Source organism: Streptomyces sp. CB09001 (assembly GCF_003369795.1).
In the GTDB taxonomy this organism is placed as follows: Bacteria; Actinomycetota; Actinomycetes; order Streptomycetales; family Streptomycetaceae; genus Streptomyces.
Map to the genome: position 1 here is coordinate 2,527,402 of NZ_CP026730.1, position 14,742 is coordinate 2,542,143.

13 protein-coding genes are annotated in these 14,742 nt (G+C 71.6%); 8 read left to right on the plus strand and 5 right to left on the minus strand.

What is annotated here, in order from left to right; all coding sequences use genetic code 11:
* Nucleotides 1–12 precede the first annotated feature (12 nt).
* Nucleotides 13–2,358 carry an immune inhibitor A domain-containing protein gene (locus tag C4J65_RS11735; RefSeq protein WP_115742368.1) on the minus strand — a complete coding sequence of 782 codons (2,346 nt, stop codon included), beginning with the start codon at nt 2,356–2,358 and terminating at the stop codon, nt 13–15.
* Nucleotides 2,359–2,795: 437 nt separating this feature from the next.
* Here C4J65_RS11735 and C4J65_RS11740 point away from each other — a divergent pair, with 437 nt between their 5' ends.
* A complete protein-coding gene (locus tag C4J65_RS11740) occupies nt 2,796–3,095 on the plus strand; it encodes a hypothetical protein (RefSeq protein WP_205350990.1) in 300 nt (99 codons plus the stop codon).
* A 12-nt stretch (nt 3,096–3,107) separates the two neighbouring features.
* Here C4J65_RS11740 and C4J65_RS11745 read toward each other — a convergent pair whose 3' ends face one another.
* Nucleotides 3,108–3,758 carry an RDD family protein gene (locus C4J65_RS11745; RefSeq protein WP_162833145.1) on the minus strand — a complete coding sequence of 217 codons (651 nt, stop codon included), beginning with the start codon at nt 3,756–3,758 and terminating at the stop codon, nt 3,108–3,110.
* Between the two features lie 225 nt (nt 3,759–3,983).
* Nucleotides 3,984–5,489: an RDD family protein gene (locus C4J65_RS11750; protein WP_115742370.1), complete on the minus strand. Its 1,506-nt coding sequence runs from the start codon at nt 5,487–5,489 to the stop codon at nt 3,984–3,986.
* A 244-nt stretch (nt 5,490–5,733) separates the two neighbouring features.
* On the opposite strand from C4J65_RS11750, the gene C4J65_RS11755 reads away from it, so the two are divergent.
* The gene (locus tag C4J65_RS11755) at nt 5,734–6,162 is read left to right on the plus strand and encodes an SsgA family sporulation/cell division regulator (RefSeq protein ID WP_115742371.1); all 429 of its coding nucleotides are present in this window, start codon (nt 5,734–5,736) and stop codon (nt 6,160–6,162) included.
* Between the two features lie 25 nt (nt 6,163–6,187).
* Here the strand turns inward: C4J65_RS11755 and C4J65_RS11760 are convergent, their stop codons facing one another.
* A complete protein-coding gene (locus C4J65_RS11760; RefSeq protein ID WP_162833146.1) occupies nt 6,188–7,624 on the minus strand; it encodes an FAD-linked oxidase C-terminal domain-containing protein in 1,437 nt (478 codons plus the stop codon).
* Nucleotides 7,625–7,721: 97 nt separating this feature from the next.
* On the opposite strand from C4J65_RS11760, the gene C4J65_RS11765 reads away from it, so the two are divergent.
* Complete coding sequence (locus C4J65_RS11765) at nt 7,722–9,158, plus strand: tetratricopeptide repeat protein (protein WP_162833147.1); 1,437 nt, start codon at nt 7,722–7,724, stop codon at nt 9,156–9,158.
* 23 nt (nt 9,159–9,181) lie between these two features.
* On the opposite strand, the gene hppD is transcribed toward C4J65_RS11765, so the two are convergent.
* Nucleotides 9,182–10,327 carry a 4-hydroxyphenylpyruvate dioxygenase gene (gene hppD, locus C4J65_RS11770; protein ID WP_115742373.1) on the minus strand — a complete coding sequence of 382 codons (1,146 nt, stop codon included), beginning with the start codon at nt 10,325–10,327 and terminating at the stop codon, nt 9,182–9,184.
* 125 nt (nt 10,328–10,452) lie between these two features.
* On the opposite strand from hppD, the gene C4J65_RS11775 reads away from it, so the two are divergent.
* From C4J65_RS11775 to C4J65_RS11795, 5 genes are read left to right on the plus strand one after another with little or no spacing between them, the layout of a single operon-like run.
* The gene (locus C4J65_RS11775; protein WP_115746406.1) at nt 10,453–10,944 is read left to right on the plus strand and encodes an Lrp/AsnC family transcriptional regulator; all 492 of its coding nucleotides are present in this window, start codon (nt 10,453–10,455) and stop codon (nt 10,942–10,944) included.
* 33 nt (nt 10,945–10,977) lie between these two features.
* Complete coding sequence (locus C4J65_RS11780; RefSeq protein WP_115742374.1) at nt 10,978–11,625, plus strand: ABC transporter permease; 648 nt, start codon at nt 10,978–10,980, stop codon at nt 11,623–11,625.
* Nucleotides 11,618–12,889, plus strand: coding sequence for a betaine/proline/choline family ABC transporter ATP-binding protein (locus C4J65_RS11785; RefSeq protein ID WP_115742375.1), 1,272 nt, complete (start codon nt 11,618–11,620; stop codon nt 12,887–12,889). The genes C4J65_RS11780 and C4J65_RS11785 overlap by 8 nt, the downstream gene beginning before the upstream one ends.
* Nucleotides 12,886–13,770 carry an ABC transporter permease gene (locus tag C4J65_RS11790; RefSeq protein WP_115742376.1) on the plus strand — a complete coding sequence of 295 codons (885 nt, stop codon included), beginning with the start codon at nt 12,886–12,888 and terminating at the stop codon, nt 13,768–13,770. Before C4J65_RS11785 ends, C4J65_RS11790 begins: the two co-directional genes overlap by 4 nt.
* Nucleotides 13,767–14,735 carry a glycine betaine ABC transporter substrate-binding protein gene (locus C4J65_RS11795; RefSeq protein WP_115742377.1) on the plus strand — a complete coding sequence of 323 codons (969 nt, stop codon included), beginning with the start codon at nt 13,767–13,769 and terminating at the stop codon, nt 14,733–14,735. The genes C4J65_RS11790 and C4J65_RS11795 overlap by 4 nt, the downstream gene beginning before the upstream one ends.
* Nucleotides 14,736–14,742: the final 7 nt, after the last annotated feature.

The following is a 14,742-nucleotide window of genomic DNA, read 5'->3' on the forward strand; positions in this document are numbered from 1 at the left end:
GGCAGATGCTATTTACCTGCCCGCGGGGCCAACCTCGAGCTCGATCGTCGAGCCGTTCTTGGCCTCCTTCAGGATCTTGATCTTCGTGTTGGTGTCAGTGATCTTGACACCGCCGGTCGGGTTCGCCGGGTCGTAGTAGTCGTTCTTGCGGTCGTTGAAGACCGAGACGCCCTTCGAGCCCGGGACGTACTTCGCGACGTCCGCCTTGTGCAGCGTCATGCCGTCCGTGCGGTAGAGGCTGAACGGCGAGTCGTACGCCTGGAAGCGGTTGCGCATCAGCGTCCCGTCCTTCCACTTCAGCGCGGTCGGGTGCGAGTCGATCGGCAGGACCAGGCCCTTGCCCGGGTGCTGGCTGGTGTTGTTGTCCGCCTGGGAGGTGTCCCACTTCCAGATCAGCAGGCCGTTCTGGTACGCGTAGTGCTCGACCCAGTTCGGGCGCTCCGAGAAGCCGAAGTTGTACGGGCCGGTCTTCAGCGTCTTGTCGTACGACACGTACTGCCGGTTCTCGGCAATGTAGTACTGCGCGTACTCCTTGGTGAAGGACGCGCCCTTGCGGGTGAAGCCGACCGCCTTCCAGGCGTCGTCCGCGGTCTCCGCGTTGTCGGAGAAGAGCGTCTCGCCGTCGGCCGTCACCGCGATCTCGTCGGCGGTGAAGCCCTTCATGGCCAGGCCGCCGTCGGTCTGGTAGCGGAAGCGCAGGTCGATCTTCTTGCCGGCGTAGGCGTCCAGCGGGTAGACCAGCTTGCCGTAGGCGTCCACGGTGGCGCTCAGGGCGGGCTTGTCACTGCCGTCGCGCTGGATGGGCTGCCCGTCGAAGGTGCCGTCGATCGCGGTCCAGTTGGCGCCGCCGTCGGTGGACACCTCGGTGTAGAGGAAGTCGTAGTCGGCCTCGATGTCGTACCAGCCGTCCAGGGTGAGGGAGGCGGCCGACTTGCCGGTGAGGTCGACGCTGCGGCTCAGGGTGTTCTTGAGGTCGTTGCCGCTGCCGCTCCACCACTGGGTCTCGCCCTCGGCGGGGGTCACGATCTCGGTGGTGACCTCCTCCTTCGGCAGCTCGACGACCAGGCCCTGCTTGTGCTTGGTGTTGTACTCGGCCAGGCCCAGCTTGTGCCAGGAGTTGACGCCCGCCTTGGCGGTGTCGTAGTTCAGCCAGCCCAGCTGGAGCTTGTCCCAGGCGTTCATGTCGCCGGGCAGGTCGCCGATCTCGTTGCGGCCGGTGCCCAGCCACGAGCCGGACGACATCAGCGTCCAGAAGCCGGTGGAGTTGTCGCCGCCGGCGGTGTCGTAGTGGTCCGGCAGGCCGAGGTCGTGGCCGTACTCGTGCGCGTAGACGCCGAGTCCGCCGTTCTCCGGCTGGATGGTGTAGTCGCCGACCCAGATGCCGGTGTCGCCGATCTGGGTGCCGCCGAGCTTGTTGTCACCGGGGCCGGTGGCGCCGGCGTCGGTGCCGAAGGCGTACCAGCGGTGGGCCCAGATGGCGTCCTCGCCCTGCGCGCCGCCGCCCGCGGACTCGTCCTCGCCGGCGTGCACGATCTGGAAGTGGTCGATGTAGCCGTCGGGCTCGTTGAAGTCGCCGTCGCCGTCGAAGTCGTAGCGGTCCCACTGGTCGTACTGGGTCAGCTGGGACTTGATCTGGGCGTCGGTGCGGCCGGCCGCCTTCTGGTCCGCGACCCAGGCGGTGACGCCGTCCTGCACCGCGAACCAGGCGCAGTTGTCGGGGTCGCACTTGTTGGAGCCGTAGCGGGCCTCGTTGTAGGGGACCTTGACCCAGTCGGAGACCTCGCCGTCGACCGAGTAGCGGCCGGAGGACTGCTTCTCGTAGTAGGTCTTGACCGAGTTGACTCCCTTGCCGGAACCGAAGTACAGGTCCTGGAAGTGCTCCTGGTCGTAGTCCTCCTGCCAGGCCGTGGAGTTGTCCGTCTTGCGGTTCGGCTTGGCTATCTCGTTGTGCAGCGGGCCGGCGTCGCCGCCGTAGCGGCTGTCGACCTTGTCGCCGAACTCGACCAGGATGGTGAAGATCTTGTCGGTCTTCTCCCGGCCCAGCTCGACGTACTTGGCGTCGCCCTTCTTGCTCTTCAGCTGGACGACGTTGGAGCCGTCCTTCTTCTTCACCGACGCGTTGCCGGATATGACCTGCTTCAGGGCCTCCTCACGCTGGGCGGCCTGAGTGTCGCTCAGCGGGCCCTTCAGGTCGTGGGAGCGAGTGGTCTTGTCCGGGCTGGGGTCGTGGCGGTCCACGGCCTCCGGCCGGGACGGCGAGTCCGCCTGCGCCACGCCGGCCGCCGAGAGCGTGGCGGTCGCGGCGGCGAGTGCGACGGTGGTCGCCGCCGTTCTGAACGTCCAGGATCTTCTGGTCACTTGAGTTCCTCCCCCGCGTCCACGCGCGCGGATGGGGGACCAAGGACAGTGCATAGTCCGCGCACACGTGCTCAACGCGTGTATTCAAGTGACGACATTTGACTAGAGGTTCACCGGAAAAGACAGACCTTGACTTGAGCAGAACAAGTGCACTATGCGGAGTCGCCGTTCGCTTTGCGGACACCGGATCGTGACCTGAGCGCGGTACGTCGGGGCCCGGCCGGCGTCCGACGGGCGCGCGGGACCGTCCACTTCCCGGACGTCATGAATCCGTGCGCCCCCCGTGCATCGGCCATGTCGGTTAGGTCGTGCTTACTGCTGGTTCCACTCGGGCACACAGCGGGTTAGAGTCGCTTGGCGGAACGCCCGGAAGCCGGCGGAATGCCAGGCCGACAGCCCGTCTCACCCCATGATTGTCTTCCGAGGACACGATGGCCATGCCCCGTCCGACTGCCGCCCAGTTCGCCTACGGTTCGTGCACCGTGATCTTCTCGACACTCGCCATGCTGCTGCTGTCGCAGACGAGTTCGGGTCCCGGAGTCGCCCTCATCGCCGTCGCGGCCCTCGCCCTCGGCCTGCTGGTCGCCATGACGGTCCCCCTGTCCAGGACACGCGCGATGACCGCCGTCCCGTCCCCTCGCCTCGGCGCGGACCGGGAGCCGGTGCAGATGCCCACGGCGGCCCGGGTCTCCGCGGGCGCGGGCGCGGGTGAGGCGTCGCGCGGGCGGGCCGCCTGAGCGTCCGGCCCGTCAGCGGGTGCTGACCACGACCGTTTTGGCCGCCTTGTCGTGCAGGCCCTGTTTGTAGGGCTTGTCGAAGAAGCTCCAGCCACCCGCGATGATCGTCCACACGCAGGCGCAGCAGAACGCGAACGGGATCCACAGCACCAGGGCGCGGATCAGCGACGTCTGCACCGAGGGCGTCGCCCCGTTGTCCAGGTTGGCCACCCGCATCCCGAGCCACTTCTTGCCGAGGGTCTGGCCCGTCCTCGTGGTCATGTAGGTGTCGTACGCGATGTAGAGCACGGCGGCGATCACGGACTGCCCGAAGGACTTGCCGACGGAGACGTCGTCGCCGTCCACCGTGTACTCCTGGACGTTGAAGGCCCAGCTGAGCAACCAGACCACGATGCCCACGAGGATCATGTCGATGATCCGCGCGAGTGTGCGCCGCCCGCTGTCGGCGAGCGGGGGCATCCCGGCCAGCGGATCGGCGGGGTGGCCGCCACCGCCGTACGGGTCACCGCCGTAGGGGCCGCCGCCGGGAGGAGGCCCACCGTAGGGGCCTCCGCCGCCGGGGGGCGGGGGGCCGCCGTAAGGACCGCCTCCGCCGGGGGGCGGGGGCGGGTTGTCGTAGGGGTTCTTCCTCAGCGGGTCGTCGTCCGGCGGTTCGCTGCTCATGTCCCGAGTGGACCTCGGGGTCTGTTACGGCGCATCCGGCGGGGGGCCGTCCAGGGGACGAGGTCGGGTCCGGCGCCATCGGGGGGAACTGATGGGTCGTCGGCGGCCGCGGGTGCGGGTGCGTGGAGGCTGATCGCGCCCGCGCGGCGGAGCCGCATGTTCGGTACAGCCCCGCGCCCCCCGACCCCACCCGCCCGGCGTTGACAACGCTCGTGATCAATACACCTAGCCCGCGACGAACGTGCCGGCGGCCTTGTCGTGCCAGCACTGGTGCCACGGGCGGTCGAACAGGCACCACACGACGCCGACCACGCCGACGGCCAGGAGGCCGGGGACGCTGTAGACCAGCCAGCGGCGCAGGGCCGCGCCGAACGTCGGCGGCTCGTGGGCCTCGATGTCCCGGACCTCGAGCCCGAGCAGCTTCTTGCCCAGGGTGCGGCCCCACTTGGCGGTGGGCAGCGCCTCGTAGACGACGCCGAAGAGCAGCAGGACCGCGAGCACGATGCCCAGGTACGTGGACGTCGTGCCGTCCAGCAGCCAGACCGTGACGGTCTCGCCGGAGAGCTTGGCTTCGTCGATCTTGTCGTTGACGTGGTCGACCGCCTTGACGCCGAGAGGTACGGCGGCGACGGCGGCGACGCCCCCGAGGACCACCGTGTCGATCAGCCGGGCGGCCAGCCGCCTGCCGAGCCCGGCGGGCCGGGCCGAGGCCTGACGGCGGGCGGCGGCCTGGAACACGTCCTCGACCGGCGGCTTCCACGGTGCGACGGGCTGCTCCTCCGCGCCCGCCCCGGCCAGCCGGTGCACCTGCTGCGCCCAGGAGGTCTGACCGCCGCCCGGCCCGCCCGCCGCGACCGGTGCGGGGGCGGCGGGCTGCTGCTGCGGGGGCGCCTGGCGGGGCACCGCGGGGGCGGCGGGCGCCGCGGGCGCCTGCGCGGCGGCGGCCCGGGCGGCTGCCGCCTTGCCGGCGCCGAAGCCGGGTCCGGTGCCGGGTCCGGTGCCAGTGCCCGGTCCGGTGCCGGTGCCTCCTGGCTGCGGGCCCGTGCGCGGGGTGACCGCGCGGAAGGTCATGGTGCCCTCGTCCTCCGCGGCGGCGGGGGGCTCCTGCCGTCCCGCCGTGGGCCGGCGGAAAACAAAGGTGTTGCCGGACTGAGCCTCCGGCCCGCCGGGTGCGGCGCCCTCCGAGGCGCCCGGACGCGCCGTGCCGGAGGCGGCCGCGGCGTCCTGCGCGGGTCCGTCGCCGGCCGCCGAGCCCCCTGAGCCCGCTGCCGTGCCCGCCGCGCCGGAGCCCGCGGCACCCGCGCGGGGGTCGCCCGCGCCGCCGTCGGCGGGCGGTGCCGACTGCCGGGCGTGCGGAACCCGCGGGTCCGCGCCCCGTGCGGTGCCCGGCCAGGCGCCGCGCCGCTCCGGGGCGTCGGCGGGACCGGACGGGGCGGAGCGGTCGTCGGCCCAGGCCGTGGCGGACTCCGGACGGCTGCCGTGCTGGGACGCGGCGGCGGGCGGCGGGTCCTCGGCCGGGTCCTCGTCGAAGAAGTGCGGGCCGGTCTCCTCGACGGAGAGCCGCGCGCCGGGCGGGGGCGCGAGCGGCTCGCCGTCCTTGGGGGCGGGGCGGCTCGTGCCCGCCACCCAGGAGGCGCCGTTCCAGTACCGGACGTATCCGGGAATGGACGGGTCCGGGTAATACCCCTCGCGGGGCCTGTCGTCGCCGGGGGCCGGGGTTGGGGCGCTCATGTCCGTCGTCCCGTATCTGCTCGGGGGTTGATAGGGGGCCTCAACATCTATCAGACGGGCGCAATCCGCACCGCCGGTCCCGCCGTACCCGCCCCTTTCCGGGCAACCTCGTGCCGGGACCTTCACATCCGGTCCGAGCCCGGGTCCGGGGTGCGGAAAAAAGTTCCCCGAACCCGCGTAATGCTCCGGCCCCCGGCCGCTCTCTCCGGGCAAGGACGTACGAGACTCGGGAGAGGAACCCGCCATGCACACCAACCCCACCGGCCCCGTCGTCGTGGAACGCGAGCTGGAGCTGAGGCTCATCCTGTCGCCCGAGAGCGGCATCCCGGTACCGGCCAGGCTCGGCTACCACACGGACGATCCCTACGCCGTGCACATCACCTTCCACATCGACTCCGGCCACCCGGTGCACTGGACGTTCGCCCGCGACCTCCTGGTGGAGGGCGTCTTCCGGCCGTCCGGGCACGGGGACGTGCGGGTGTGGCCGTCGAAGACGGAGGGCCGCAGCGTCGTACTCGTCGCGCTGAGCAGCCCGGACGGCGACGCCCTCCTGGAGGCGCCCACGCCCCAGGTGTCGGCCTGGCTGGAGCGGACCCTGCGGGCGGTGCCGCCGGGGACCGAGGGCGCGCGGCTCGGGATCGACGACGGGCTGGCCGAGCTGCTCGCCCGGTGAGGGCCGGGCAGCCCGGCCCACCGGCTCAGAAGAGCTTGCCCGGGTTGAGGAGGCCCAGCGGGTCGAAGACCTGTTTCACGGCCCGCTGCATCTCCAGCCCCACCGGGCCGATCTCCCGCGCCAGCCACTCCTTCTTCAGGACGCCCACGCCGTGCTCGCCGGTGATGGTGCCGCCGAGTTCCAGACCGAGCGCCATGATCTCGTCGAAGGACTCGCGCGCCCGCCGGGACTCGTCGGGGTCCTGGGCGTCGAAGCACACGGTGGGGTGGGTGTTGCCGTCGCCCGCGTGGGCGCAGACCCCGATGGTGAGGCCGTACTTCGCGGCGACGCGATCGATGCCCGCCAGCATGTCGCCGAGCCGGGAGCGGGGCACGCACACGTCGTCGATCATCGTGGTGCCCTTGACGGCTTCGAGGGCGGTGAGGGCCAGGCGCCTGGCCTGGAGGAGGAGTTCGGACTCGGCGGCGTCCTCGGCCGGGACCACCTGCGTGGCGCCCGCGGCCTCGCACAGGGCGCCGACGGCGGCCAGGTCGGCGGCCGGGTCGGCGGTGTCGAAGGCGGCGAGCAGGAGCGCCTCGGTGGTCTCCGGCAGGCCCATGTGGGCGAGGTCGTTGACCGCCTTGACGGTCGTACGGTCCATCAGTTCGAGGAGGGACGGGACGTGGCCCCCCTCCATGATCCGGCAGATCGCGTCGCAGGCGGCGGACGCGGAGGCGAACTCGGCGGCCAGCACCAGCTGCTCGGGCGGCTTCGGGCGCAGCCCCAGGACCGCCTTCACGACGATGCCGAGCGAGCCCTCGGAGCCCACGAAGAGCCGGGTGAGGTCGTACCCGGCGACGCCCTTGGCGGTGCGGCGCCCGGTGGACATCAGGCGGCCGTCGGCGAGGACGACGTCGAGGCCGAGGACGTACTCGGCGGTCACCCCGTACTTGACGCAGCACAGGCCGCCGGAGGCGGTGCCGATGTTGCCGCCGATGGTGCACATCTCCCAGCTGGAGGGGTCCGGCGGGTAGTAGAGGCCGTGCTCGTTCACCGCGCGGGAGAGCGTGGCGTTGACGACGCCCGGTTCGACGACGGCGACGCGGTCGACCGGGTTGATCTCCAGGATGCGGTCCATCTTGGTCAGGGAGAGGACCACGCAGCCGTCGGTGGCGTTGGCCGCGCCGGACAGCCCGGTGCGGGCGCCCTGCGGGACCACCGGGACGCGCAGCTCGGTGGCGGTGCGCATGACGTGCTGGACGTCCTCCACGGTGCGCGGCAGGACGACCGCGGCGGGGGCGCCGGCCGGGCAGAAGCTCGCCATGTCGTTGGCGTAGGAGGCCGTGACGTCGGGATCGGTGAGGACGGACCCGGCGGGCAGACCGGCCAGCAGCCGGTCGACGAGGGTGCTCCGGTCGCCGGGGGCGCGGTTGACCGTCGCGGCTGCGTCGTCTTCGTCGCGAGGCGCTTCGATACGGCTCATGATCACAGCGTGGCACCCGGGGCCATCGGTGTGAACCCCGTCGACGGCAGCCGTCGCCTGCCCGGTGTGATCGTCGTATGGGCGCACAGTGAGCGCCATGGAGGTCATGGAGAGGCTCACCCGGCGGGAACAGGGCGAGGCACCGGCTCCCGGGCGGCGGTCGCGCCGTGGGCGCCGGGTGCTGATCGCCTCGGTCGCCGGTGCCGCCGTACTCGGCGGGGTCCTGGTGCTGCTCCCCTGGGAGGCCGGTGACGCTCCCCCGCCCGCGCCGGGGCCCGCGGCGCTGGCGCGCGGGGCGGTCACCACGGGTGTGCCCGCCGCGCTGCCGGACCTGGCCGCGCTGATCGGCGACCGGGAGACCCGTCTGCGGGCGCATCCGCTGGACGGGGCGTCGTGGGCGGTGCTCGGCGCCGCGTACGTGGAGCAGGGCCGCCGCACGGCCGACGGGGCGAACTGGCCGAAGGCCGAGAAGGCGCTGCGCACCTCCCTGAAGACGGGGCCGGAGCGCAACCCGCAGGCCCTGGAGGGGCTCGCGGCGCTGGCGGTGGCCCGCCGGGACTTCCCGGCGGCGAAGAAGTGGGGCGAGAGCGCGGTGAAGGCGGCGCCCAAACGGTGGACGGCGCACGCGGTGCTGATCGGCGCGTACACCGGGCTCGGCGACGACAAGGGCGTGGGCCGGGCCCTGGACAAGGTGATGGAGCTGCGCCCGGACGCTCCGGCGGCGGCGGCACTGGCGGCGGGCGTCTACCGGGACCGGGGCTGGCGGGAGGACGCGGCGGCCCGGATCTCGGACGCCGCGGCCGCCGCCGAGGCACCGGCCGAGCGTGCGGCGTACCTGGAGCAGGCCGGGCGGCTGGCGTTCGAGCGCGGGGAGCGGGAGGAGGCGCTGCGGTTCTTCCAGGAGGCGCTGCGCACCGACCCGGACCAGCGGGCCGCGCAGGCGGGGCAGGGCCGGGCGCTGGCGGCGCTGGGCCGGACGACGGAGGCGCTGTCGGCGTACCAGGCGGCGCTGGCCAAGCGGCCGAGCCCCGAGTACGCGCTGGAGCTGGGCGAGCTGTACGAGTCGCTGGGCCTCGGGCAGGCGGCGCGGGTGGAGTACGACCTGCTGCGGGAGCGGGCGCGGGGCGCGGAGGCGGCCGGGGCCGACGAGCAGCTGGTGCTGGGGCGGCTCGACGCGGACCACGGCGACCCGGCGGCGGCGGTGGAGCGGCTGCGGGCGGAGTGGGGGCGGCAGCCGGGGACGGCGGTGGCCGACGCGCTGGGCTGGGCGCTGCACCGCGCCGGTGCGGACCAGGAGGCGCTGGAGTTCGCGACGATCGCGACCGACGGCGACAAGGGCGGCGGGGTGCGCAGCGCGCTGTACGTGTTCCACCGGGGGGTGATCGAGAAGGAGCTGGGGCGGTACGGGCCCGCGCGGCGGCACCTCGGGGAGGCGCTGACGATCAACCCGTATTTCTCGCCGCTGCGGGCGCCGGAGGCGAGGCGGGCGCTGGCGGAGCTGGGCGAGCCCTCGGTGGAGGGCCCGCCCGCCTGAGATCTGCCTCTGCGGAGCTGGTCTCAGAGGTTGCCGCGCTTCTCCTGCTCGCGCTCGATCGCCTCGAACAGGGCCTTGAAGTTGCCCTTGCCGAAGCCCATGGAGCCGTGGCGCTCGATCATCTCGAAGAAGACGGTCGGACGGTCCTGGACCGGCTTGGTGAAGATCTGCAGCAGGTAGCCGTCCTCGTCCCGGTCGACGAGGATCTTCAGCTCGCGCAGGATGTCGACGGGCACCCGGGTCTCGCCGGCCCACTCGCCGAGCGTGTCGTAGTACGAGTCGGGGGTGTCGAGGAACTCGACCCCGGCCGCCTTCATCGCGCGGACGGTGGACACGATGTCGTTGGTGTTCAGGGCGATGTGCTGGACGCCGGCGCCGCCGTAGAACTCCAGGTACTCGTCGATCTGGGACTTCTTCTTGGCGACGGCGGGCTCGTTGATCGGGAACTTGACCTTGAGGGTGCCGTCCGCGACCACCTTCGACATCAGCGCGCTGTACTCGGTGGCGATGTCGTCGCCCACGAACTCCTTCATGTTCGTGAAGCCCATGACCTTGTTGTAGAAGCCGACCCATTCGTTCATGCGGCCGAGTTCGACGTTGCCGACGCAGTGGTCCACGGCCTGGAAGACGCGCTGCTCGGGCGGGGCGACCATCGGCTTGGCGGCGACGTATCCGGGCAGGTACGGGCCGTCGTAGCCGGTGCGCTCCACGAGGGTGTGCCGGGTCTCGCCGTAGGTGGCGATGGCGGCGAGGACGACGGTGCCGTGCTCGTCCTTGACCTCGTGCGGCTCGGCGAGCGAGCGGGCGCCGTGCTCGACGGCGTAGGCGTGGGCGGCGCGCGCGTCCGGGACCTCGATGGCGAGGTCGACGACGCCGTCGCCGTGCTCGGCCACGTGCTGGGCCAGGAAGGTGCCCCAGTCGGTCGAGGGCTTGATCACCGAGGTGAACACGAAGCGGGCGGAGCCGCTCTCCAGGACGTAGCTCGCGGTCTCCCGGCTGCCGTTCTCCGGTCCGGAGTAGGCGACCAGCTTCATGCCGAAGGCGGTGGAGTAGTAGTGCGCGGCCTGCTTGGCGTTGCCCACGGCGAAGACGACCGCGTCCATTCCCTTGACCGGGAAGGGATCGGCCTGCCGGGCGGTGTCGGGAGTGTGGTGTGTGGTCTGCGTCATAGCCGCAGGTTCCCCCGCGTCCGCAAGGTGCGCAATAGTTTGCGTTTTCAGTGGGCAACATGACCAGTGATATGGCGGTCGGGGCAGGCGTTCTGTACAGGATGACCAGCAGGGAGGGTGTGGTTATGGCGGGTGCGGGGATCGACCGGCTGGACGGGCGGATCATCGGTCTGCTGGCGCGGGAGCCACGGATCGGGGTGCTGGAGATGTCCCGGCGGCTCGGGGTGGCGCGCGGCACCGCGCAGGCGCGGCTCGACCGGCTTCAGTCGAACGGAGTCATACGCGGCTTTGGTCCCGAGGTGGACCCGGCGGCCCTCGGCTACCCGGTCACCGCGTTCGCCACGCTGGAGATCCGGCAGGGCCAAGGGGCCGACGTGCGGGCGCACTTGGCGACGGTGCCGGAGGTGCTGGAGCTGCACACCACGACCGGCACCGGGGACATGCTGTGCCGCCTCGTGGCCCGCTCGAACGCCGATCTCCAGCGGGTGATCGACCGGGTTGTCGGTTTTGATGGCATCGTCCGGGCCGCCACGGCGATCGTCATGGAGAACCCCGTTCCGCTGCGGATCATCCCGCTGGTGGAGCAGGCGGCCCGGGACAGCGGCGGACACGACTGAGGCCGGCCGGCCCCGACCCGGAGGTGAGCGGACGTGAACTTCTGGGACTTCCTGGGCAGCCGCCACCAGCAGTTGCTCGCCGACGCCTACCAGCACGCCAGCGCGGTCTTCCAGTGCATGGTCGTGGCGACCCTGATCGGGGTGCTGATCGGTGTCCTCACCTACCGCAGCGACTGGGCGGGGAACCTGGCGACCCTGTCCACGTCGACGATCCTCACCATCCCGTCGCTGGCCATGATCGGTCTGCTCATCCCGATCGTGGGCCTGGGCGTGCCGCCGACGGTGACGGCGCTGACCCTGTACGGGCTGCTGCCGATCGTGCGGAACTCGATCGTGGGCCTGCGCGGGGTCGACCCGGCGCTGGTGGACGCGGCCAAGGGCATCGGGATGTCGCGTCCCGCGCGGCTGCTGCGGGTGGAGCTGCCGCTGGCGTGGCCGCCGATCCTGACCGGCATCCGGGTCTCCACGCAGATGCTGATGGGCATCGCGGCGATCGCCGCCTACGCCTCCGGGCCGGGCCTCGGCAACGAGATCTTCCGCGGGATCGCCTCGCTGGGCAGCAAGAACGCGCTCAACCAGGTCCTCGCGGGCACGCTCGGGATCATCGTCCTGGCCCTGCTGTTCGACGCGGCGTACGTGCTGCTGGGACGGCTGACCATTCCGAGGGGGATCCGTGTCTGAGACAGCGGAGTCCGTGGCCGGGAACGGCCACGCCGGCACCACCGGGGCGACCATCGAGCTGGAGTCCCTCACCAAGCTCTATCCGGGCAACCCGCAGCCCGCCGTCGAGAACGTGTCGATGGAGATCAAGGCCGGGGAGACGGTCGTCTTCGTGGGCCCCTCGGGCTGCGGGAAGTCCACCACCCTGAAGATGATCAACCGGCTGATCGAGCCCAGCGGCGGCCGCATCCGCATCAACGGCGAGGACGTCACCGACATCGACCCGGTGAAGCTGCGCCGCAAGGTCGGCTACGCGATCCAGTCCTCCGGTCTCTTCCCGCACATGACCGTCGCCCAGAACATCGCGCTGGTGCCGAGGATGATCGGCTGGTCGAAGGCGCGGATCAGGTCGCGGGTGGAGGAGATGCTGGACCTGGTCGGTCTGGACGCCGGCGAGTTCCACGGCCGCTATCCGCGCCAGCTGTCCGGCGGCCAGCAGCAGCGGGTTGGCGTGGCGCGGGCGCTGGCGGCCGATCCTCCCGTGCTGCTGATGGACGAGCCGTTCGGCGCGGTCGACCCGATCACCCGGGACCACCTCCAGGACGAGCTGATCCGGCTGCAGCGGGAGCTGCACAAGACGATCGTCTTCGTCACCCACGACTTCGACGAGGCGATCAAGATCGGCGACCGGATCGCCGTGCTGCGCGAACGGTCCCACATCGCGCAGTTCGACACCCCGGAGGCGATCCTCACCAACCCGGCGGACGACTTCGTCTCGGGCTTCGTCGGCGCGGGCGCGGCCCTCAAGCGCCTGAACCTGACCCGGGTGCGGGACGTGGGCATCACGGACTACCCGACGGTGACCGTGGAGGACCCGCTCCAGCACATCTTCGACCGGCTGCGGGAGTCGGGCACCAACGAGATCCTGCTCCTGGACCGGCGCGGGCGCCCCTACAAGTGGCTGCGGCGCGGCGACCTGATGCGGGCCAGGGGCTCGCTGGCGCGGGCCGGGACGCTGGTCCACGACACGGTGACCCGGGACGCGACGCTGCGGGACGCGCTGGAGGCGGTGCTCACCGACAACGCGGGGCGGGTCGCGGTCACCGGGCGGCGCGGCGCGTACGAGGGCGTCGTCGACATGGAGACGCTGATGAACTCCGTGCACGAACTGCTGGAGGCCGACCGGCTGGACGCGCTGGAGCACCAGCACGACCTGGAGGAGACCCGGGCCACGCAGACGCACACCGAGCAGGAGGGCTTCGGCGAGGTCGGGGGCCGCGCGTGAGCAGCTCCGCCCACCCCTCCCCCGGCCGCCGCCCCGCGGGCGAGCACGAGGTCAAGGGGCTCGCCTTCCGGGACGAGGGCGGGGGCGAGAACGGGGACGAGGCGGAGGGCGGGGCTCCCCCACCGCCCCCGGCGACGGCGGGCTCCCGCGTCGGCTGGCGCAAGCTGACCTTCCTGCCCGTCGTCCTGATCGCCGTACTGCTGGCGACCTGGCTGTGGTTCCGGCAGGCGGACCTGGACGCGCTCAGCCGGAACGCCCTGGGCAACGGCCAGGTCACCAAGGCACTCTGGCAGCACGTCCAGCTGACGGTGATCTCCACCTTCTTCGTGCTGATCATCGCGATCCCGCTGGGCATCCTGCTCACCCGCGGGGCGTTCCGGAAGGCCACCCCGTTCGCGATGGCGTTCGCCAACATGGGCCAGGCGACCCCGGCGATCGGTCTGCTGGCGCTGCTGGTGATCTGGCTGGGCATCGGCCGCCGGGCCGCCCTGATCGGCATCATCGTCTACGCCGTCCTGCCCGTCCTCTCCAACACCATCGCCGGCCTGAAGGCGAACGACCCGACGCTCCTGGAGGCGGCCCGCGGCATCGGGATGTCCCCGCTGGGCGTGCTCACCCGGGTCGAACTCCCGCTGGCCGTCCCGCTGATCCTGGCCGGCGTGCGCACGGCCCTCGTCCTGAACGTCGGTACGGCGACGCTGGCGACCTTCGGCGGCGGCGGTGGCCTGGGCGTGCTGATCACCACCGGTATCACCAGCCAGCGGATGCCGGTGCTGGTCCTCGGCTCGATCCTCACCGTCGCCCTGGCGCTGCTGGTGGACTGGCTGGCCTCGCTCGCCGAACTGCTGCTGCGGCCGCGGGGGCTGGAGGTGGGCACATGAGGCGACGCATCTGCTGGACCCTGGCCGCGGTACTCCTTGCGGCTCCCGCCGGCTGCGGGCTGACCAGCGGCTCCCCGATGGTCGACGACGTGGAGCCGGGCTCGATCGGGAAGGGACGCCCCCTGGAGGGTGCCGATCTGACGGTCACCTCGAAGGAGTTCACCGAGCAACTGGTCCTCGGCGCGATCATGGGCATCGCCTTCGAGGCGGCCGGGGCGGAGGTGCTCGACCGCACCGGCATCCAGGGCTCGGTCGGCACCCGCGCGGCGGTCGAGAACGGCGACGCCGACGCCACGTACGAGTACACGGGCACCGCGTGGATCACCTACCTGGGCAACAGCAAGCCGATCCCCGACCCGGAGCAGCAGTGGAAGGCGGTGAAGGAGGCCGACGCGAAGAAGGGGCTGACGTGGCTGGAGCCGGCCCGGCTGAACAACACGTACGCGCTGGCGATGAACCAGGCCAACTTCAAGAAGTACCGGACGAAGACCCTCTCGGAGGTCACCGCCCTGTCCAAGTCGGACCCGGGTGCGGTGACGCTGTGCGTGGAGGGCGAGTTCGCCAACCGCGCGGACGGCCTGCCGGGCCTGGAGAGGGCGTACGGCATGTCGCTGCCCGCCGGGAACATCACGCAGATGGACACCGGCATCATCTACACCCAGACCGCGAAGGGCGCCTGCACCTACGGCGAGGTGTACACCACCGACGGGCGGATCAAGTCCATGAACCTGGTGGTGATGGAGGACGACAAGAAGTTCTTCCCGAACTACAACGCGGCGCCCATGGTCCGCACGGCCACCCTGAAGAAGTGGCCGGCGATCGCGTCCGTCCTGGACCCGGTCACCGAGGCGCTGACCAACGACGTGGCGCAGACCCTGAACGCGAAGGTCGACGTGGACGGCGAGGACCCGCACCAGGTGGCGCTGGACTGGATGAAGGAGAAGGGCTTCGTGAAGGAAGGGTAGGGCTGCC